At 46.1% G+C, this 20,496-nt stretch carries 17 protein-coding genes; 11 read left to right on the top strand and 6 right to left on the bottom strand.

The window, feature by feature from the left end; all coding sequences use genetic code 11:
- Positions 1–156 precede the first annotated feature (156 nt).
- Complete coding sequence (locus ACO6VE_RS11200) at positions 157–1,602, top strand: ankyrin repeat domain-containing protein (protein ID WP_422461324.1); 1,446 nt, start codon at positions 157–159, stop codon at positions 1,600–1,602.
- Positions 1,599–2,258, top strand: a complete 660-nt coding sequence (locus tag ACO6VE_RS11195) for an ankyrin repeat domain-containing protein (protein ID WP_422461322.1) — start codon at positions 1,599–1,601, stop codon at positions 2,256–2,258. The genes ACO6VE_RS11200 and ACO6VE_RS11195 overlap by 4 nt, the downstream gene beginning before the upstream one ends.
- Positions 2,259–2,670: 412 nt before the next feature.
- Here the strand turns inward: ACO6VE_RS11195 and ACO6VE_RS11190 are convergent, their stop codons facing one another.
- On the bottom strand, positions 2,671–5,790 hold the full coding sequence (locus ACO6VE_RS11190; RefSeq protein WP_422461320.1) for a hypothetical protein: 3,120 nt from the start codon (positions 5,788–5,790) through the stop codon (positions 2,671–2,673).
- A gap of 303 nt (positions 5,791–6,093) precedes the next feature.
- Positions 6,094–6,924 (bottom strand): hypothetical protein, encoded by an 831-nt coding sequence (locus ACO6VE_RS11185; RefSeq protein ID WP_422461318.1) that lies wholly within the window; start codon positions 6,922–6,924, stop codon positions 6,094–6,096.
- Positions 6,925–7,130: 206 nt separating this feature from the next.
- Here ACO6VE_RS11185 and ACO6VE_RS11180 point away from each other — a divergent pair, with 206 nt between their 5' ends.
- The gene (locus ACO6VE_RS11180; RefSeq protein WP_101748766.1) at positions 7,131–7,514 is read left to right on the top strand and encodes a DUF2237 family protein; all 384 of its coding nucleotides are present in this window, start codon (positions 7,131–7,133) and stop codon (positions 7,512–7,514) included.
- A gap of 180 nt (positions 7,515–7,694) precedes the next feature.
- On the opposite strand, the gene ACO6VE_RS11175 is transcribed toward ACO6VE_RS11180, so the two are convergent.
- The gene (locus tag ACO6VE_RS11175; RefSeq protein WP_422448734.1) at positions 7,695–8,147 is read right to left on the bottom strand and encodes a ferritin-like domain-containing protein; all 453 of its coding nucleotides are present in this window, start codon (positions 8,145–8,147) and stop codon (positions 7,695–7,697) included.
- 445 nt (positions 8,148–8,592) lie between these two features.
- Here ACO6VE_RS11175 and ACO6VE_RS11170 point away from each other — a divergent pair, with 445 nt between their 5' ends.
- From ACO6VE_RS11170 to ACO6VE_RS11160, 3 genes are all read left to right on the top strand, one after another.
- Entirely contained in the window at positions 8,593–11,820 is a 3,228-nt protein-coding gene (locus ACO6VE_RS11170; protein ID WP_422461316.1) for a hypothetical protein, read from the top strand.
- A gap of 139 nt (positions 11,821–11,959) precedes the next feature.
- A complete protein-coding gene (locus tag ACO6VE_RS11165) occupies positions 11,960–14,029 on the top strand; it encodes a baculoviral IAP repeat-containing protein (RefSeq protein WP_422461314.1) in 2,070 nt (689 codons plus the stop codon).
- A 105-nt stretch (positions 14,030–14,134) separates the two neighbouring features.
- Entirely contained in the window at positions 14,135–15,166 is a 1,032-nt protein-coding gene (locus ACO6VE_RS11160; RefSeq protein ID WP_422461312.1) for a hypothetical protein, read from the top strand.
- A gap of 239 nt (positions 15,167–15,405) precedes the next feature.
- Here ACO6VE_RS11160 and ACO6VE_RS11155 read toward each other — a convergent pair whose 3' ends face one another.
- Positions 15,406–15,573: a hypothetical protein gene (locus ACO6VE_RS11155; protein WP_422461310.1), complete on the bottom strand. Its 168-nt coding sequence runs from the start codon at positions 15,571–15,573 to the stop codon at positions 15,406–15,408.
- 209 nt (positions 15,574–15,782) lie between these two features.
- Here ACO6VE_RS11155 and ACO6VE_RS11150 point away from each other — a divergent pair, with 209 nt between their 5' ends.
- From ACO6VE_RS11150 to ACO6VE_RS11140, 3 genes are all read left to right on the top strand, one after another.
- Positions 15,783–16,253 (top strand): hypothetical protein, encoded by a 471-nt coding sequence (locus ACO6VE_RS11150; RefSeq protein ID WP_422448744.1) that lies wholly within the window; start codon positions 15,783–15,785, stop codon positions 16,251–16,253.
- A complete protein-coding gene (locus ACO6VE_RS11145) occupies positions 16,241–16,924 on the top strand; it encodes a hypothetical protein (protein WP_422448746.1) in 684 nt (227 codons plus the stop codon). Before ACO6VE_RS11150 ends, ACO6VE_RS11145 begins: the two co-directional genes overlap by 13 nt.
- 172 nt (positions 16,925–17,096) lie before the next feature.
- The gene (locus ACO6VE_RS11140) at positions 17,097–18,569 is read left to right on the top strand and encodes a hypothetical protein (protein ID WP_422448748.1); all 1,473 of its coding nucleotides are present in this window, start codon (positions 17,097–17,099) and stop codon (positions 18,567–18,569) included.
- A gap of 167 nt (positions 18,570–18,736) precedes the next feature.
- Here ACO6VE_RS11140 and ACO6VE_RS11135 read toward each other — a convergent pair whose 3' ends face one another.
- Together ACO6VE_RS11135 and ppiC are read right to left on the bottom strand one after the other, a co-directional pair.
- Positions 18,737–18,961, bottom strand: coding sequence for a hypothetical protein (locus tag ACO6VE_RS11135; RefSeq protein ID WP_422448750.1), 225 nt, complete (start codon positions 18,959–18,961; stop codon positions 18,737–18,739).
- A 45-nt stretch (positions 18,962–19,006) separates the two neighbouring features.
- Positions 19,007–19,285, bottom strand: coding sequence for a peptidylprolyl isomerase PpiC (gene ppiC, locus ACO6VE_RS11130; protein ID WP_422448752.1), 279 nt, complete (start codon positions 19,283–19,285; stop codon positions 19,007–19,009).
- A gap of 217 nt (positions 19,286–19,502) precedes the next feature.
- Here ppiC and ACO6VE_RS11125 point away from each other — a divergent pair, with 217 nt between their 5' ends.
- Entirely contained in the window at positions 19,503–20,045 is a 543-nt protein-coding gene (locus tag ACO6VE_RS11125; RefSeq protein ID WP_422448754.1) for a PepSY domain-containing protein, read from the top strand.
- A 112-nt stretch (positions 20,046–20,157) separates the two neighbouring features.
- Positions 20,158–20,484 (top strand): response regulator transcription factor, encoded by a 327-nt coding sequence (locus tag ACO6VE_RS11120; RefSeq protein ID WP_422461308.1) that lies wholly within the window; start codon positions 20,158–20,160, stop codon positions 20,482–20,484.
- Positions 20,485–20,496: the final 12 nt, after the last annotated feature.

Below are 20,496 nucleotides of genomic sequence, written 5' to 3'. Positions count from 1 at the left end.
TGTCCAATAATAAATAAGTAGGTGACTAAATGAAATCCTGTTTTCTGACACGTCAGGGCTAACCCCCACCCCGACTTCGGGTAACAAGCCGGAACTTATTTCCATGGTGATTGTTCTAAGCAACCTGACACCAATCAGGACAGATGACAAGTTACCATGCAACCACTTAATGCCGGTGGTTACCCAGCCTTGCTACAAGCCGGTGCTGCTGGAACCTCAGGAACTTCGGATAATATAGACGACACTGCTTCACCCATATATGTCAACCAGATTCCCCGTAGTCCTGGCCCCGACAATTCGGGCTCCTTCGGCAGCACCGGGTTACAACCCCCCTATGGTCACAATCGCTCTGTGAACGTACAAACCGCAGTCAAGACGGACGGCCTGGCTGCAGGAACCGGCGACAGCAGTGGTGCAGTCGTACACTGCACCGGCGCTACCAGCAGGGTTCCGCTGAATTGTGCAGTTGAGTGCGGGGATATCAAGATGGTGGCATGGCTGCTACAAAATGGCACCGAGGTTGATGGCCGCAACGAAGGCTTGCAAAAGCAGCGTAAAGCACGCAGATTCCCCGGCAGAGAGGGGTTTACCCCATTAACCCGGGCCGTCATGCATGGGTCAGTGGACATTGCGAGGTTACTGCTGAAGTCCGGGGCAGATGCTGACCACTGGGATGCCAAAGGCATGACGCCACTGGCCACGGCGGCGGCCCGGGGTAACATTGAGCTAATGCAGCTGTTGCTTGATTACCAGGCGGATATTAACGGCAATACCACTGGCTGGCGGACTCCCCTGACCCAGGCTGCCAGAATGGGGCAGGTCAAGGCGATAAGCCTGTTGCTGGCCCATGGGGCGGATATTAACAGCTTTGCCCGCAAAGGCGTGACGCCTCTGAGCCAGGCTACCAAGAATGGTCATATCGAGAGCGTACGACTGTTGCTGACTATGGGAGCCGACGCTGATAGTAATGATTCTGTATGGTGGCCGCCACTGCGCAGGGCAGCGAGCAAGGGAGATATTGAGATTGCCCGACTACTGGTGAGTCATGGAGCCAACGTTAACTGCTTTTACGGCGGCTATTACAGGTCGGGTGCCCTGATCGAAGCTGTCTATCATAGCCATGTCGAGGTGGTGGAGCTGTTGCTGGAACATGGTGCACAGTGGCAAGGTGCGGCTAACGAGTATGGTCTGCTTAGAATAGCTGTTGAGAATGGTGATATCGAAACCGTAAAATTGCTGTTGAAATATAATGCGGATAATGTAAACGGCAGTGGGTTAAGTATCCATGCACCACTGAGAGGGGCAATCGATCGGGGGTATATTGAGTTAGCGAAACTTCTGTTGCAAGCCGGTGCTGATCCTGATTGCAATGCCTCAAGTAGCTGCTTTCCCTACAGCCCGCTGGCCGGAGCTGCTAAATTTGGACGAATTGAACTTGTTAAACTGTTGCTGCAATCCGGTGCCGATGTTCACAGCCATACCTGTGGGGAAGTTACGCCCTTAACGATGGCGGCGTCGGCAGGGCATGACCAGGTCGTGCAGTTATTGTTGCTGCATCAGCGGACGTTCATAGTCGTGCCAGGGGTAATGGTGCCCCTTTGACGCGGGCGGCAGCGGCAGGACATTACAAGGTAGTGCAGTTATTGTTGCAACATAAGGCGGATGTCCATAGTCATACCTCTGGTGATTGGACTCCTTTGACTCAGGCGGCGGATGCAGGACATGACCAGGTGGTGGAATTATTGTTGCAGCATAAGGCGGATGCTAATAGTCATTCCTCTGCCCATGGTACTCCTTTAACCCGGGCGGCTTATGCAGGACATGACAAGGTGGTGCAGTTATTGTTGCAGTATAAGGCAAATGTTCATAGTCATTCCTCTGGTTATCCTACGCCTTTGACGAGGGCGGCTCTTGCAGGAAATTACCGGGTGGTGCTGTTGTTGTTGCAGCATAAGGCGGATGTTCATAGTCATGGAGTTGGAGATGGTACTCCTCTGTTCTGGGCCAACCAAAGAGGCTTCTGGGAAATTGCTTTTGAACTGCTCTACTACGGTGCCTGTCCAGAAAGAAGCCAGGCACCGGATGTTATCCACACAGTCACCCAGAAATTTGGCTACAACCCCCGGGAAACCCCTCTCAGTCTGGAAAGTTTGTGCAAGCGGCGTCTGGATGATGTGTTTGATAAACGAACAATATCTTCTTTTGATTTGCCTTATTTTTTGAAAAAAGAACTAATGAAGGAAAAATTTTTCCCATAAGTAGCTGGCCATATGGAATCACATATTTCTGGCTACTTGGGCAGGTGCTATGCGAGGCACAACGGAGGGAGCATAGCCGTAGCTATGTGAACGGAGTTGTAACGAAGCACGACTGCATGGATGCAGGAGCTAGAGCAACGCAGGAGCGGTTGCCGGGAGTGCCTGAACAAGGAGTCAGAAATATGTGATTTCATATGGTTAGCTACTTAAACACGACACGGCATTATTCAGACCCAATGCCTTACTTGCCAGGAGGCTGTCCGAGAATAGCGCCCGTAGCGAGGATTGCGAGAAATTGAGGATAAAAATTTCTGATTCTGAGGAGAATAGCGGGGCTATTTGACGAAGAAGCAGGAATTTTTAGACCAATTTATCGCAACCGCAGTAGGGCAGTCTATTCTCGGACGGCCTCCTAAACAGCAGTCTCATGGTTTGGACGAATCCGCAGAGGTACCAGCATTTTCTGCATTTTTATCCCCCCTTTGTCATTGTATCCCCTGAAGCGCTTCCGACTGACCACTGCAAATCCTCTTTTCGCAAGTACTCTTTTTGCCCGACGTGATTTCAGGGTTTCCTGGGTTAATGTGCCGAGGCTCATAAGTATCCCCTTCAATTGCAGTCGTTGCACCTCTTGAGCGATGGCACCTTGTGTTTCCACACTTAATAAACTGAAACCCTGACGACACTGCATCTTTTCCAGACGGGTCATCCCTGTTGGCACTCTGACTTGCCTGAGATCATGGAAGCTATTATGGATGCCACGGGTAACCCCCCTTCGGCGATTAGTTTTGCAATCTTTATGGTCAGAGCTTGTACAGGTGTGAATGCCTGCACGGCTGGCAATATAGCGCCGGACATTATCGTCCAGATATTTTTCCATGTTCTTTAGTGGCAAGGGCGTCAGTTCAAATTTCTCGGTGATCGTTGCTTCATCAGGTTCAAGCTGGTAAGTCTGGACATAGGAATCCGGCCGACAGTCTTCACGCTTGTTGCCAGTAACCTGTAGCAGATCAGCGGCACCGTGCATGGCGGCTTCCAGTTGCCGTTGAAAGTCCGGTTTCAGGGCAGGGTCATTGGTGAAATCTCTGGTTACCTGCGACGGCAGATCCAAAAGCGAGGCGTCAAAGTGGCCAGGCTGCTGACGGTCTTTGAAGGATCCCGGGAACGAGGCATCAATCCCGGTGCATCGGATAAAATCCATGCGGTCAGCAAAGCGCAGTACATGCAGATAACGCCGAACCGATGACGACAGACCCTGGTCGCTCTTGCCATGTACGTCATCTTCCTTGCGGGACAGTGCCTCGCCAATCTCCTTCAGATACTGTTGTGGATACTGCCCCTGAAGATCCCGTTTGAAATAGTCAGCCGCCCTGGCTTCCTCATCTTGCTTGGGGACATCTTCCGCTGCGGCGTCATGATAGATGATCGCCAGCGACAGCAGATTCTTTTCAATTTCAGAGAAATGCATCTGATGGAATTTCTCCAGCAGCTCGATATACCACAACAGATTGTTCCGGGCCCGCAATACATGGCAGCAGTTGTGATCCGGCTTCCATACCCCGGGCAGTGTGTCACTGCCAAGGCATTTGATGACTCGCTCTGGACCGGGCCGTCGGTAATAGTGCTGTAATATTCTCAGAATGGTCTCTTCGTTATCCCTGGCATTGGGCAGAACCGGTGGTTGGCTGAAGGCGTCAACGATAAACTGCAACTCCGTTGGTTGCGTCAGGGATGCAGTTTGGGGAGACTGACAGCCGGTAAGGCCGAGGGACTTTTGCAGTTCGACGATTTGTTGTTGCCCTTTTTTGATATTTTCTGGCCAGTGCTGATAAAAGGGCTCTTGATCTCGACGTTCCCAGAGTTCTTTAACCCAGTGAATATAATCATCTGCGCAAAGCGTTCCCAGGGATTTTTTAATGCTTTGGGCACTGGTGTTTGCTATTGATTTTCTCACAGCGCCAAGTGTTTGATCATCAGGTACACCATAATAAAACAGGGCTAATAAATTATCCTTAAAGTGCTTATAGCAATAATATCTCTGAAAAGGTTCCCGAAGTGTGACGATAAACACTTCCTGCAGTTGTGCTGCATTGAAACTCTGACAACGTTTATGAAACTGCAGCATAACAACCGGATGATTGAAAGAGCGGTGACCAATCAGAAAAGACATAGTAGACCATAAGTGGCCCTTGTAGGGTATTCCCAATGCCTCAAAATGACAGCAAAGCCTTATTGAATAAAGTTGCCCCAGAACGTTCAGGCCGGTTTTCCAACCAGTAGACAACACTCCGCGTCTGACCAGATCACTGGCTAATTGGAAAACTCTATCTTCCTCGTAAGCTGTCTCTCTCAAATCCTGGCGTTCATCATGATCATCCGACAACTTGTAATCATTTCTGTACCATAATATTTCAGCTGACTGGATCAGCAAATCAAGTATTGTCTGATATTCCCCCCGGTAAAAAAACTTTCTTTGAACAGGAGCATCCCGCTCTAATAATTTCCAAATACGGCCTATTAATTCCCGTAAGTTTTCACGACTGAAGTCCGGGCTCTCTGCCAGTGTTATAATATCCTGAAATGGATGCTGTAGCGTTGGCAGATGGTGTTGATTGATGGTTTTAGCTTTTAACGGCATAGGCAGAAGATTCAACATCCCCCTGAAGGCATCTTCAGAAATGTTATGGGATAACGCAAAATTACCAAGCCTGGCCTCATTAAGTGCTAAATGATCAGTACTGAGTTCATCCTCAAAATAAACCTCTGCTGAACCGCTTTGCTGGGAATAAACCATCCAGGGCAACGAATCAATGCCAAAAACCTCTTCTAACTGGTGTTTATCCTGCAAATGTTCGGTAATGCTGTTGTCAGTGCCCTCTTTTACCGTGAGATAGCACTTGATTTGTGATTTTATGTACCCGGTGGTTAGCCATTCTGGATAGCATGTTAAATTTTCATTATCTTTTTCCTTGAATTCTGGCGGTTTGAATGTGCCTTTCCTGCGCAGCTGACCTGATGAAGATTGCTTATAAACAGTACAGAGCCGTGTCGCTCTCTCCTTCATTTTCTCCCGCAGTGAATTGTGGTCAGGCAGACATTTAACAGGCAGTTCGTCTGGCTTTAAGGCATTGTTCTGTAATCTGGATGTTCCGGCATTTTTCTTATAAACAGCGAGAGTACCGGGGTTTATAATGCCAACGGTGGCATGGTTCGATCTTAACATCAATGGCACATCTTCCATAATCAGGATGACGGGTCTTGGTGCTTTTGGTAACTCATTGTTATGATCAAGATAAGCCGACTCTTTTTTGAATCTTGCATGAGCTGATTCCCCGTGACACATCCAGACCTGTCGAGCACCCAACGTGCCTGTCTTGAAAGCACCCAGCAATTCCTGCCTTATCTGCTCTCTGCTACCCGGGGAGTGGCGAGTTTCAGTGTTTGAATGTTTGCCTGGTTGCACCGGGCAACTCTCAGGGTTCTTAAACGATACTGTTGATAATGAGTGTGCTGCATTGGGTAATGAATTCATAGTGATAATACAGAATGTCAGAGTGATGACGAAGGTGAGTTTATAACCGGCAATACCTGACCCAACTTTTTTATAAAAAAAGTCCCTCTGTTTTTGTAAAAACGCAGCCTTTGGAAAATTGCTGTTGCTTTTCCTGACCCTAGGAGGCTGTCCGAGAATAGACTGCCCTACTGCGGTTGCGATAAACTGGTCTAAAAATTCCTGCTTCTTCGTCAAATAGCCCCGCTATTCTCCTCAGAATCAGAAATTTTTATCCTCAATTTCTCGCAATCCTCGCTACGGGCGCTATTCTCGGATAGCCTCCTAGACCATGGAAAACATTCGCTTGTTAAAATCCAGAGACTCTATTCCCGCTCTAATATCCTGACGCCGACTTTTCATTAATTGTTCACACAGTTTTTTATTACCTAACCAATATTCTCTAAAATTCATCACACACCTGATTTCATCTTCTCCTGTGCGATCAGTATTTGTTTGATTAAATGGTGATGACAAATCGCTCATGCGCTTAAAAATAATTTTCACTGAATTAACAATTTGTTGATGCAGTATTTCAGCATAATCAAGTCGCTGCTCTCTCAGACAGAAGTCTTCTTCCGGATTATGGCGAGGATCACTGCGAGGGTAGCCGGGAGAGGATAACCTGGGTAATCCTGCAGCGGGTTGCGGGCCATAACGATACCAACTTTCAGGCAGACAACCAGCTTCATTAGCAAATGCCTGAGCCAGATCATACAATTTACTTATTTTAGTAAATGATTGCTCTGGTGTAATACCTTTAAATGTCATTTCATTTAAAAGTGAATTCAAATATTGTGACAGCTCTTCTGCCTTGGGAGAGTTTTCCAGGTGAGGTCCTGCAGTAAAATCAAACATTTCCTGACTTACCGGAATCGCTAATGGAATGGAGACCTGCCATTCACTTATGCGCTTTGCAATACGCTCTCCGAGATGGACATCCAGATGTTGAACAAAGTTATCTCTGGCTACTTCTACATTTCTGGCAACAGTGTCAGTAAAGGCTCTTATGGCAGAATATACGACACAGGTGTCTTCCCGGTACCCTTCATACCGAAACCAGAATGCATCGCTATAGGATAGCCTTACACCTGAATCTGCCAGAACAATACTCATGACTGAAAAACAACCATTTTTCATATATAAAATATGCAGGTAATTCGACAGTGCTTCGTACCGAAAGGTTCAAAATTCTGAGAATATCCTGACAGAGATCATTGATGTTGACTCAATAACTTCACTTTTCAGGTATCAATGCAAAGAAAGTAGAACTGATCTCTTATCCTATAATGTCGGATAAACAAAATATGGGAGTTAAATAAATGGCCGAGTCATTCTTCGAACAACAAAATGTGCTTGGACTTATACTGGAAACCTGCTGTAAGGACCCTGTCACCGGCTTTTTTCGTGACGGTTTCTGCCATACCCACCCCGATGACAAAGGGGGGCATACGGTGTGTGCTCACATGACTGATGAATTTCTGCAATACTCGCTGTCTAAGGGCAATGACCTGATCACCCCCCGGGAGGAATGGGACTTTCCCGGGCTCAGGGCCGGTGACCGATGGTGCCTGTGTGCAGCACGATGGCAAGAAGCATTGGAAAACAATGTAGCACCTCCTGTTTATATCCGGGCGACCCATATCAATACACTGAAGGTGATTGAACTGACTGTTTTAAAACAATTTGCCATTGATATCAGCTAAGTCGTGGCATCGTATATTTCTGGCTATGTGGGCAGTTACTGTGCAAGGCAAAACGCTATCATGCTGGTACATAGCCATCGCAGGGTTTGCCAGGAGTCATCTTGTGCATTGAAGAACCCGCAGCCAGTCTGCTCAAGCCCTGGCTGCGATTAATGAAAGAGAAGCCGGTTCCAAAACAACCTAAACTACGCTGGCGATATCGCCTGGTTTCCTCAGCATTTTATCTATGTCGCCTATATGAGTTTCTTCATCTGCAATCAAACGGCGGGCATACTCTTCAACCACCACCAGTTTATCTTTCTCGGCAAGTTCCAATAGATCGTAATAGTACTTTACGCCCTGCTTCTCAAAATCCAGAGACTCCATCAGGATGTCGTGAATATCATGTTTTGAGGTTTCCAAAAGCCCACCGATGCCAAGGGATGGGTGCTCACCGAGATAAGTGATCATTTCTCCCGCTTCATAGGCATGATTCAGCGTTTCTGTTGCTGCTGAACGAAACCATCCAACAATGGGAATCCTGCTATAGCCAAACACCATAAAGCTGTAGTGACTGTATCGTACAACCCCTGCCAGCTCATGCTCCAGAATCTGGTTCAACTTGACCACTACGGCCTGATGCTCAGTGGACATAAACACCTCATCTCAAGGTTATATTTGAGCATGAAAGTATAGTCAGAATTATCAGTGAACCAGTCAGGATGATATTTCACCAATTCAAGAACCTAATAATCATTTTGAGGTCAAAGACGATGTTTAAAGTCCAGCTGTTCAGGGTTTCATTCTGAAAGCAACCACATCGACCTCCTCCCACTCAAAGCCTGCTGGCCGGATTGACCAGACAGCCGGTTCACGTCGGCCGCCCAACCGTTCCAGAAGCACCTTTAACGGCAAAAAAGTCTCAAACCAGCCGTCTCAAAGTAAAGCCTCCATCCCGGATATAAGCAAACAGATTGAAGACAGCTTTTGGCAGAATAAACAGTTACAAAGTCATAAAATCACCACGGCTGACGTGCTTAAAGCCTATAGAAATGAAAGTTCGACGATAAGAAGCGGCTTCTTCCTGCAAAAGCTCTGCTTGAAGAACATTTTACACAACGATCGCAAAGTTACCCCGGATCAGGTCATTCAAGAGTTTAGCCAGAAGCCAGATCGGCAGAATAAGTACCAGGTAGCAATAGCCCGCTTCCGAGCGGAATGTTGCCTGAGAGTTTTGCCATTGCATGGCCAGCCGGTCACACCGGAGCAAGTGATCAGGGGTTATCAGGCAGTCAGGGCAACACTGGAGCTGGCGCGCTTTAAGGAAGAATGTTGCCTGAGAGGGCTTACTTTGAATGAACGACAAGTCACACCGGAAGCGGTAATCAGGGATTTTCAGGCAGTCGGAGCAACACTTGAGCTGGCGCTTTTCAAAGCAGAGTGTTGCCTGAGAAACCTGGCGTTGAATGGCCAGCTGCTGACACCGGGTGAGGTGGTGAAGGATTTCCCGGATAGTCCGGAGGGGCAACTCGGGCTAATGCGCTTTAAGGAAGACTGTTGCCTGAAGTACCTGCCGTTGAATGGCCAGCAGGTCACACCGGATTCGGTGATTAAGGGGTATCAGACAGCCAGGACACGACTGGAGCTGGCGCGTTTCAAGGAAGAATGTTGTCTGAGGGGGTTGGTGTTGAATGACCAGCAGGTCACACCGGATGAAGTGGTGAAAGATTATCAGACAGCCAAAGCGACACTGGAGCTGGCACGCTTCAAAGCGGAATGTTGCCTCAGGGGCCTGATTTTGCATGGTCAACAGGTCTCACCGGATTCAGTCGTTAAGGATTTTCAGGCCACCAGGGCAAGACTGGAGCTGGCTCGCTTTAAACAACAATGTTGCCTGAGGGGACTGCTGTTAAAAGGCCAGAAGGTCATACCGGATTCGGTGGTAAAGGATTTCCCGGACAGTCCAGAAGGCAAGCTGGGAATAACGCGCTTCAAAGCGGAATGTTGCCTGAAAGGACTGCCGTTGAATGGCCAGCAGATCTCTCTGGAGGCGGTGATTAAGGACTTTCAGGAGAGTCAGGAGGACAAAGTGGGGGTCGCACGTTTCAAAGCGGAATGTTGCCTGAGGGGTCTGATGTTGAATGGCCGACAGGTTACAGCGGATAGGGTGGTCAAGTGTTTTCCGGGCAGTCTGGAAGGCAAACTGGGGGCCGCACGTTTCAAAGCGGAATGTTGCCTGAGGGGTCTGATGTTGAATGGCCGACAGGTCACAGCGGATATGGTGGTCAAGTGTTTCCCGGGGAGTCCGGCAGGCAAGCTGGGGATAGCACGCTTCAAGGAACAATGTTGCCTGAGGGGCCTGGCATTAGATGGTCAGAACGTAACACCGGATGCGGTGGTTAAGCATTTCCTCGATAGTCCGGATCGCAAAATGGGGATAGCCCGCTTCAAAGCGGAATGTTGTCTGAGAGGTTTGCCGTTAAATGGTCAGCAGGTCACACCGGAGGCCGTGGTTAACGATTATCAGGCCGCCAGGGCAACACTGGCGCTGGGACGTTTCAAAGCGGAATGCTGCCTGAGGGGCCTGCCGTTGAATGGCCAGCAGGTCACACCGGAGGCGGTGGTTAACGATTATCAGGCCGCCAACGCCACACTGGAGCTGACGCGCTTCAGAGAACAATGTTGTCTCAGGGGTATGTTGCTGAATGACCAGCCGGTCAGACCGGAGGGCGTGGTTAAGGATTATGAGCGTGGTGGCTGGTTGCTCGAAAGAGCTATTTTTTATACTCAGCTGACATTGAGCGCCAGGGAATTGAATGGTCACTATCTGGATAACCGGGAAGTATTGGCAGCGTTTAATGAAGCTCCCGGAGATTATTCTGCAAGGCAAGCCAGGTATCTGATTCAAAGGCTGACGACAACTCAGCAGTTCGATGAAACCAGCGAAACCCGCAGTACACTTCAAGAGGCATGGCACATCTTAAACAAGGTAATGGTCAAAGACGATGAGCAACATCGACTCCAATGTATAGTGAAGTTCATGGCTATGCAGCATGGACTGCCCATTGATCATCAGAGTGTATCAGCAGAACAGGTATTGCAATCCATCAACATGCTGCGGCGCTCATTTCAGAATTCACGACTGCATTTCTTCTTCCTGACATACTGTTATATCACGGGACAGTCTATTGATGGACGGAAGATCACTAAGCATCAGGCCCTGGAGTGTCTTCAGAGCTTTCCAGCCGCAAGCAGGCTGCGCCACGCTTTAGGCTGCTGGTTCGCACAATATTGCAGTGACGCCAGTACAATGGATGAGTTACTGTTCGATGGCCACAAGCACTCAGCTAACCGTGCCATTGTGGGTCAAACCGTGAAACAGCGGTTAACAACAGGTGACACCGGCTTTTTGCACAAGCAGGTTTCGCGGTTTACTGCGCTTACCCTGAAAACACTGGAGATTATTCAGGAAATCAATGACTCTTATACCCATCCACCCATGCTGATTACCGGTTCTTACGCACGCTTTTTACAGAACCTCTGCTCATCATTTAATGATATTGATATTATCTGCACGCAGGAAGCCTCTGCCAGAACACTCTTTGACAGGCTGCTGGCACTGAACACCGACAGTGATTCTGAAATCCCCAAAAACATCATTATCTGGCCAATCCGGGGGTGTCGGGCGATTAAACTGCCACACGCCTACAATATTCAATTTAATGACGGTGATTTGGGGATGAAAGCAATGGTACTTCAGGTCAGCATTGACGCCAGAGCAGCCCATGAACAGGCCGTACAATTGCCCGTGCACGTTCCTGGCGTTAAAAGACCGGTATGGTGCCTGTCGTTTGCTGAAGAAACCCGATTACTGAACGATACGCTGGAATATCTCGCTGATAACCTTGACTTGCTGACAGAACAATTGCAAAAAGGATCGGAATACCTGCCACGAACCATTCTGTTTAATCTTCCTCAAAACCCTGAAGAGCGTATTTATGGTTTGTTTATGCGCTGCCTGCTGAGCCTGAATAAAGCCCGGCAGTTTATCGCTCTGCAAGAAGCCCAATCCAAACAACCTGACGGCCAAACCAATCACCTTCAGGAACATCGCCTGCCTGTGCTGACTGAAACGCTGCAAATAAAATTGACCAGCCATGCTTGCCGTAAGGATTTTGAACATAGAATTAACGACTGGCTGGCGACAACACATCATGCTAATGATTATGAGTTCAAGAGGAAGGACTTTATCAAAACACTACTGGCAATAATGAATATTGAAAAAACTCATAAACCTGAAACAATTAATCAGATAAAAAGCAATTAACCACAAAACCAATCCTGATTAAACCATCAGGTTTTTATTTAATTTTTTTAAAATTATTCAATATCATCTAACAATTAATTTCAGCAATTAAAGATGTTCATCTCAGAAAATGATTGATGAGTAAGGATCCAGTCGAGTTATGAATAATATTGGCAACGATAGTTATACCTGCAACCCCGGTTCTGCAACAAATCAGCGGGATACCGGAGCAGTTGATCAATCCGCAAGAGCAATGCTGGGACACCATAGTGTTGGTTATAACAATCCCCCTCAGACCCATTTACCCCATGCACCTTCACCCGAAGCTGAGACGATTTTTAAATTTACAGATGTAGTAACTGGCGACACCCACATAGCAAAAGATTTTTCAGAGCTGTTAAGTTACGATCAACTTCTTTTAAAGCTAAGGGACTCTGGTGGTGAAATTTATGCCAACCATGGTCAGCCCGTAGAGCAAATCGCTAAAGATATTCGCTCAAATGATTATCTGAAGTGGTTACTATTATCAGTTAACAATATTGAGGAAATTCCTGTTGCCCGGGAAGCTTCACTTATTGCCGACAGGGATATATCTACTAGTGGTTTTGATGTGGAAGATAGCAGTGGATCTGATACGGACAATGCCCCTGAGAGACCATTTAACGAAGCGATGAGTAATCGCACAAACAGGGCGCAGACATTCAATAATAGTAACTGGAGAAATGTAAGACGTTCGTCTGTTTTTTCCTCTGCTGTCTCTAATCAGGATATTTCTGCCAGCGGTTTTTATTCACTCAAAGATGGGGAGCTGGTGCGATGTTTTTCATGTGGTGGTTGTCTGCAAAACTGGAAAGTAGATGAAACACCAGATGATTTACATGCCCAGAAGTTTCCAAAGTGCCAGTTTATCCGAAAGAAGTTAGGTGCTGAATTGGTTAATACCATTCAAGAGGCCCTTACCACTGAACAAAAAAATGCCGTAGCCAGGACTATTCCCGGATCTCGACATTTATACAGTCAACCTATCGGTGGGCAGAGTAATCGCCAAGTGGCGGGCTCCAGCGATGACTTAACACGTTTTCCTGCCTCTTCATCCTCCAGAACAGCCCGATCCAGAGCCCGGTCCAGGGCCCGATCTTGGGCCCGATCTTGGGCAGAAACATCTAGAGCAGAAAGATCCAGGTCCAGGCACAGACCCGATGCCAGCTCAAGCTCAAGTTCCAGCTCTATATCGGGATACAGGTCTGACTCTAGTTCTGGTACTTCATCACCAGTATCCTGGCTTGATCAAGAGCATCCTGCACATTACAGAACATATAATCAACCTGCAGATATAAATCTGTCGCTTAACGAAGCCAAAGCAAGGCTGGTAAATATTTTCAGCCCAGTTCAAATACAGAAACTTCACATCCTTGAAGATAAGGTCAAAAGTGCAAACGATTCAGAGCGTTTACACCTGGGTGATGTATACAAAGAAATACTCAATAATCTGCTGAAAAAACCAGAGCTCATTGGCGAGATTATCGGAATAATTGAAAGTATGTCATCCAGAGATTGCGAGGACCATACCGCGGAAGTTTGTGACCTGATAAAAGTAAGATTCAAGGCAGCAACACTGACGGAGGGTATATGTGATCAAGATAACAGCATTAACTGGTTTTCATTGCTTGGTAAAGCCAAACTACTTATTCATGAGGAACAACTGATCAGCGTCCTGGGCAGGCACAACCTCCTTGGAGGTAATGAATCCACTGAAATCAGAGCGTATGTAAAAAACCGGTTTGCGAGAGAAATTTGTGAATTTTCTGAAAATCATATTCAACAATATTTCCCAGAACAGGGCCGTAGTGTTGTCAATGCTATCAGGGGGCAATATGGAAGATTACAATATGATTTTATTCAGGCAATAAACAATAAAAGCCTGTTAAAAAATTACTTGATAAGCTTATGTAAGGATGAAATATTTTTTGCGTTTATCAAATCCCATGATGAAGAATTATCACAATGGTTAGCAAAGGAAAATAGCAACTTTGATGGGTTAGTGGATCATTATGATCAAAACCATGCAGGGAGTTCCAGTTCCAATGAATATGCCTATGTTACTTCATTAAACAGGCTCAGGGAAACCAAGGATCTTGTTGATTCAGTGGCACTAAATCAATTTTTTGAGTCAAAGATTGATGAACAATGGAATGCACTGGTTTATGCGACCCAACCGTCAACTTACTAGTATCTGATTTTTTGTAAACAACTGAATTATTGACAGATTATTTATCATAGGAACCTTTCTAAAAAGAGGATGTCTTAATACATAATTCAATTATTCTATAATTCAATGTATTACTATCATCAATTACCCGATGTCGATATTGATCCTGATGGACTTTTTGCAAGACCATCAGATCAACCGCTTCAGACAGGCACAAATGAACAACAGTCGACGTACCAAGGTATGTCTGTTAAAGCATCTATTGCACCGTTGCCTCTATATCATAATCAACCAGATAAACAAGACAATAACACTGGCTCCGCTAACTTTTGGGATGGATATAACATTGCACCTCTACCACATGTCAGTCCTTCAGACTTTTTCAGCACTGATATTACTAAAGATGAAACCACTGAAAACCACCTTCAGCAGCCTGCAGTCCCTTTTCATAACCCATTTGATGATCCCCGGTTTGAGAAAAGATCGATAGTCATCATTGATAACCTTACCAGGCAAGATCAGGTTCTTGACTTTACGGTTAGACGGAAACTTCAGAGTAGTGATCCCACATATATTTATGACGTGGGTTTACCTCAAACAGCCTCACAATGCTTATTGTGTGTTAATAATAACCTTCATCAACCCGCCTACAATACTGATCAGGCGTTTGTTAATAATCATTTTAAGCCAGCAACGCCAGTTACAATGATTACAGATAGTGTGCCATTTCAAAGTGATACCGCTTACGCAGAGAGCAAAAGAGTGCGCAAGAATGCACGCGAAAGGGCGCGCTATAAGAATGATCCTGTCTTTGCCAAGCGCAAAAACGAGCGCAACATGCTGCGCAGAAAGACTCGCTTACAGAATGATCCTGCCTACGCAGAGCGCATGAGAGAGCGTGACAGGGAGCGCAAAAGAGCTCGCTACCATAATGATCCTGCTTACGCACAGCGCGAAAGAGAGCGCAAAAGGGAGCTTCAGAGAAAATACCGCTTACGCAAGAGCATGAAAGGGAGTGCCAAAAGAAGCACTACTACAATGAGCCCGATTTCGCAGAGCGCCAGAGAAAGTGCCAAAGAAAACGCGACTGGCATAACACCTCTTCACCCTGTCCCCTCGCACTATATACCCGGGACAGTCAAAATTACCATTTTTTAACTTGAACTTTTATGAGAAAGATTGGTCTCAGGGTGGTGTTCAATAATTCAATATTTCGATGTACAGTCCTTCTTCTTTTGCTTCAGCTCGATTAAATGCAGCCTATGGCCATTTACCTTACTTTCATGATTCTACTTTTTCTGAATCAGTAGCAATAGGCAGGCCCTTCTGCCGTGACGTTACAAAAGTGTCGAATATTCTATCTTTTATGCGTGGTGGTGAAACTGCTGAAGACTATCTTAAGCATCCAGCTGTGCCTTTTTATAATCCCTGGTTTGAAAAAAAACCAGCAGTAATCGTTGCCAGCTGTCGTGATAAAAATCAATCAGTTGACTTAATACCCGGAAGTAAACTTCAAAATACGGTTCCCCCCCCTGCATACATTCCTGGTAATGAACGTTTTTCAATCCAGTCTCTTTTAGGTTTAAAGCAATCAACCAATCAAAGCATACCAATTGTTAATAGCAGTCTTCATCAACCTGAAGAAATTTCCACTCATGTTTCCAATACACAGGTTCGTACCGGTACTATTTTCAGGTCGGTTGAAAAGGCTGAGATAATTAAACCTCAACCAACTACACATTCAAGTCAGGCTACCACTGAAGATATTTTTCTGTTGCCAAATAAACAGGCCAAAGCCAAATATGATCTATCCTACAGCAGAGCAAAATACGAACAATCTGATAAATGCACGAAGACCCGGGCCAAATACTATTTATCCGATAAGGGTAAAAAAGCCAGGGCAAGAGCCAGGGCCAAATACGAAGCATCCGATAAGGGCAAAGCAGCCAGAGCAAGGGCCAGGGCCAATTACGAAGCATCCGGTAAAGGCAAGAAAGCCAAGGCCAAATACGAAGCATCCGGTAAAGGTAAGAAAGCCAGGGCCAAATACGAAACATCAGAGAAAGGCAAGCAAACCAGGGCCAGATACGAAGCATCCAAGAAAGGCAAGCAAACCAGGGCCAAATACGAAGCATCCGAGAAAGGCAAGCAACCAAGAGCCAAGGGCATCATTCCCAACAATAGAGACAAGGCACAAAACAGGATAGCCATGATTTGTGATCCAATAGCTCAATGGACAGAGTAAACTCAGGTACAAAATTTGTTTCCGGATATTCCTATATACAGGAGTTGCAAGAAAACCCTTTACTTTTACTCGCTGAAGTTTCATGTTTGCAACTGAGTGGACTTGTACATTCTGTACAGATATCTACTTACCCGTCCCATTCTGGATATCTGAATCGGCAAGTCAACCATCAGGATACACACGGCTATTTACGTCAACTGTGTAGCTTTTCAGTTTCTCACGTACCAGCCACTGAAAAAGAATCATACGTCAGCTCGTTGACGAAGGGAACCCAACAACAAGTTCCAACTAAAACTTTTCAGTTTAAAAAAACTGAGCCTTCCGGTTACGGTAATCCATTGCCTCTTGTGCTTAAAAAGATGACCGCCTCCGAACTGGACAAGGCACGTCGTGCCAGGAGCCAGGCAAAATACTCTGCATCTGATAAAGGCAAAGCGGCCAGAACCAGATACACTAAATCAGATAAAGGAAAGGCAACCAGAGCCAAATACCTGAGATCGGATAAAGGCAAGGTGGCGAAGGCCATAATAAATGCAAAATCAGCAGCCTACCGAGCAGCTTTAAGAAAAGGCCTGAGTGAAAAATTGGCGAGGGAAAAAGGGGAATTAGCAGCCAGGGCAAAAAGGCAGAATTATCGTATCGGTACAAATGGTGCAGGTAAGATGAGTTAATTTTTCAGATAAAAATCCTTTTATCAACTGGTTTCCATACTTTTTTCTTGCATCACCTTACAGCCTTCCTTTTTTGGTCTGGCTGAGAGCTATCAGAACTTATTTTATGCCCCAGGCCGGTAACCATTTTGGTTCTCGCTATTAGTCAGAGGTTATTAGCATGGACAACTGCATGAAATCGAATACTGCCAACACGACTCAGCAACCAGTTTTCCCGGGAGATCCCTCCCGTATCAGCAGGGGAAGGCAAGCATCGGTGTTCAACAGGATGAGCCAGTTTATCAATGCAATAGACTGGTTCCCTTATCGAGTAGGAAGTAATCGGTATAGTGGCTATCAAAAAGCCAGTACCAATCTGATAAAAAAGTTGAAGGACTACCATGAAATCAAGTTAGCAGCCACCAACGTCCTTTATCTGACAACCGGTGACCATCGTGGGGATATTGGCCATAAAATACAAGCAGAGCTCAACGCAATGAAGCCAGCTATTTACTGGCAACTTGCGGTTACTGGCCATGATTCGACCTGTCCAATATCAACTACCGGCAACGCGCCGCAACAGGAAATTAAAATGTCAGACCAGGAATTAGAAACAGAGCTGGATGATAATACGTCCATACTCATTAGATTTGAGGAGCTTATCACAATAATCGAAAGCAGGAAGTCTCTTATTCCCGGTTCAAGTGAAGATACTCAGGCTAAAGCCAGTACAGGCAAATTGGCAGATGATATTACTACGGCAATCAACGAACTGGCTTTGACCTGCATAAAGACCAGTGAAACAAATAAACAGCGTTTCCTTTATCAGCTGGCAGTCAAAGAAGCAATAATCTTCAATGGAATATTAGTAAAGAACCCTGAATTCAATACTATTGACAACTTTATAAGTCAAAGAATTAAAAAGTCATGTATACCCGATAAGCACAGGCAGATTGCTCGTTTAAACATATCATGGAATATCCTTCTTCATACTTTGGGTCTTGATACTGAATTATTAGCAGTTAGATTTTCAGAACTGGAGAATATCAAATATCTGATTTTTCATTCGATGAACGCTTCCTCCATAAAAGAAGGAAAGGATTGTGGAATCAGCCGATTTTTCACCCGTTTTATGCGTCAGGAGGATGGAGATATTAATAACCCGGCCAGGGCAGAACGAGTAAAAGAAATTATGACTCTGGAAACAAGCATCGCTTCTGGCAAATTACAACCAATCTTGCTCGACGGTATTAAACTCGCGGAACCTGTGGAAACATCCGGCGTTGATTTTACCAGTTCAGCTATATTGCGAAGTAATGAAATATATAATTTCAAGCGGGCCATACTCTATCCGGCTTACAAATGCCATAAAGCTCAACTTGAAGGAAAGCCTCAGGAAGAGAAAGACTGCCTGCACATATTGACCTTGTCTTGTCTGGCCTATTTCTTCCGTATAATGAGAGCTGAGTGGTCAGAGGGTTTAACCAGCCATGTTGATGCTGCAATCCGGATTATAGAGTTTATCCAGTCTATAAAATCAGATCGTTTATCTTCATTGTCCGGACGAAAAGATTATCCATTTAAAAACCTGGAGCAGTTAAACGAGCATTTTTCAGGGTTTTATCACCAATATTGTACTGGCCCCCAGGAGGCTGACCGAGAATAGACTGCCCTACTGCGGTGGCAGCAAATTGGTCTAAAAATTCCGTTTTGTTCGGCAAATAGCACCACTATTCACCTCACAAAACGAAATTTTTATCCTCAATTTTCTGCCATCTTCGCTACGGGCGCTATTCTCGGTCAGCCTCCTGGTGCAGAAAAGCGTTAATACCCTTACACCCCGTTCATCCTGAGGCTTGTCGAAGGATGGTGCCACCGTACTTCGACAAGCTCAACACGAACGGTATGGATATCAACGCTTAGCTGCACCAGGAGGCGTGGATGGTCATGTTTTTTCTGCGCCAGAAAACGTCTTATTGCTGCTTTTTCACAATCATTTTTTGTGGAACCATCCTGTCGGCAAATTGCTTCCGGCGCTAAAGGAATGACAGAAAACAAAACGAATTACCATACCTAAAGCTGTCTTTGGCGTTTGAACTTTACTCAGGTTCGGTAAAGTACCTTGACCACATGCCAGCCGAATTTGGTTTTCACCAGATGGGGTGTCAGTAACTCCCCGGTAAAACACACCTTATCAAAGGCTGGCACCATCTGCCCTTTCCTGAACTCTCCCAGGTGCCCGCCTTTTTTACCCGATGGGCAGGTGGAATGCCTCTTGGCCAGAACATCGAATTTGGCACCTTTTTTAAGCTGTTTGATAATATCTTCGGCAAGTTCTTTATGCTTGACCAGAATGTGCAATCCAGCTGCAGTGTACGCCATGTTGAAGCCTGCTTATAAAAGAAACTATTGATTGGTATTATATCGTTCACCACTGCGTTTTGAATATCCGTCCGCACCACGTCAGGCCTTCGTCAAATCCTGAACCTTACAAAAATGTATAGTTCCGGAAACCTTTCTGAAAATCTTCCCGGGTAAAGTGACCACATCGACAGATATATTTCCCTGTCTCGTTAACCCCTGTTATGAGGAATCCACTGTGAAAAAGTCAAATCTTGTTACATCTGCTGCACTGTCTGCCATCATCGGTATGAGCACCATGCTGGCTACAGGGTCAGCTAAAGCAGGTGATGCACCAACATCCCTCAGCGACGATGCGCTGTCTCTGCTTAAGGCTGTAGAGATTGCCAGAAAACACACTGGCGCAGAGCCACTTGAAGCAGAGCGTGAAGTAGAGATGGGGCAGGCAGTGTATGAGATTAAACTGGCAAACAAAAATGGTGAAGAGATTGAAACCATTATTCATGCGCAAACCGGTGAAGTTATTCTGAGCAAACAGCGTACCGGCCACGATAATGACCAGGTGGAAAATGCCCTGTGTGCATCAGGCATCAGCAATGGCAGATACCTTTCCCTGAAAGAGGCAGTCAAACAGTCAGAGTCTGAATTTGGGGGCAAGGCATGGCACGTTGAGATGGAAGACGACCACAATAAAGTGTCTTATGAAATTGAATTGTTGAACTCTCGCGGTCAGAACATTGAAACCAGAATTGATGCCATCAGGCCTGTCAGCAAATCTTGATACAAGACCATAAAAACCGGGACAATGATGTCTCCGGCCCAGCCAATGAAGAGCACAACAACAACCCAATCGCTGCGGCCTGAGCCCCAGCGATATTAATGAGAGCACGATCATGCGGGGATTACTGGTAGAGGATGATGTAAGCCTCAGCAGTTTTATTGAAAAAGGGCTTCGTGAGGCCGGCCATCAGGTTGAGCTGGTGGATAATGGCAAGCACGCCCTGACACTCTGCATGACAGAGCAAGTTGTAGAAACTCACATCAGCCGTTTGCGAAACAAGCTGGAAAAACCCTTTGGTGACAGGCTGATTCAAACCGTTCGGGGTGCAGGCTACAAACTGGAACACAAAGCGCTGGAACAATCGGGTAAGGGCTGGTCTTTCTCCGGCCCTCCCCACAGCACCCGGCATGCGGGTCCGCACCGGGCGGTTCAACGATGATGGTGAAACCTG

It is taken from the genome of Endozoicomonas sp. ALB115 (assembly GCF_049310245.1).
Taxonomy (GTDB): domain Bacteria; phylum Pseudomonadota; class Gammaproteobacteria; order Pseudomonadales; family Endozoicomonadaceae; genus Endozoicomonas.
Note: the sequence above shows the minus strand (reverse complement) of the source record. Positions and strands in the feature narration are given on the sequence as shown.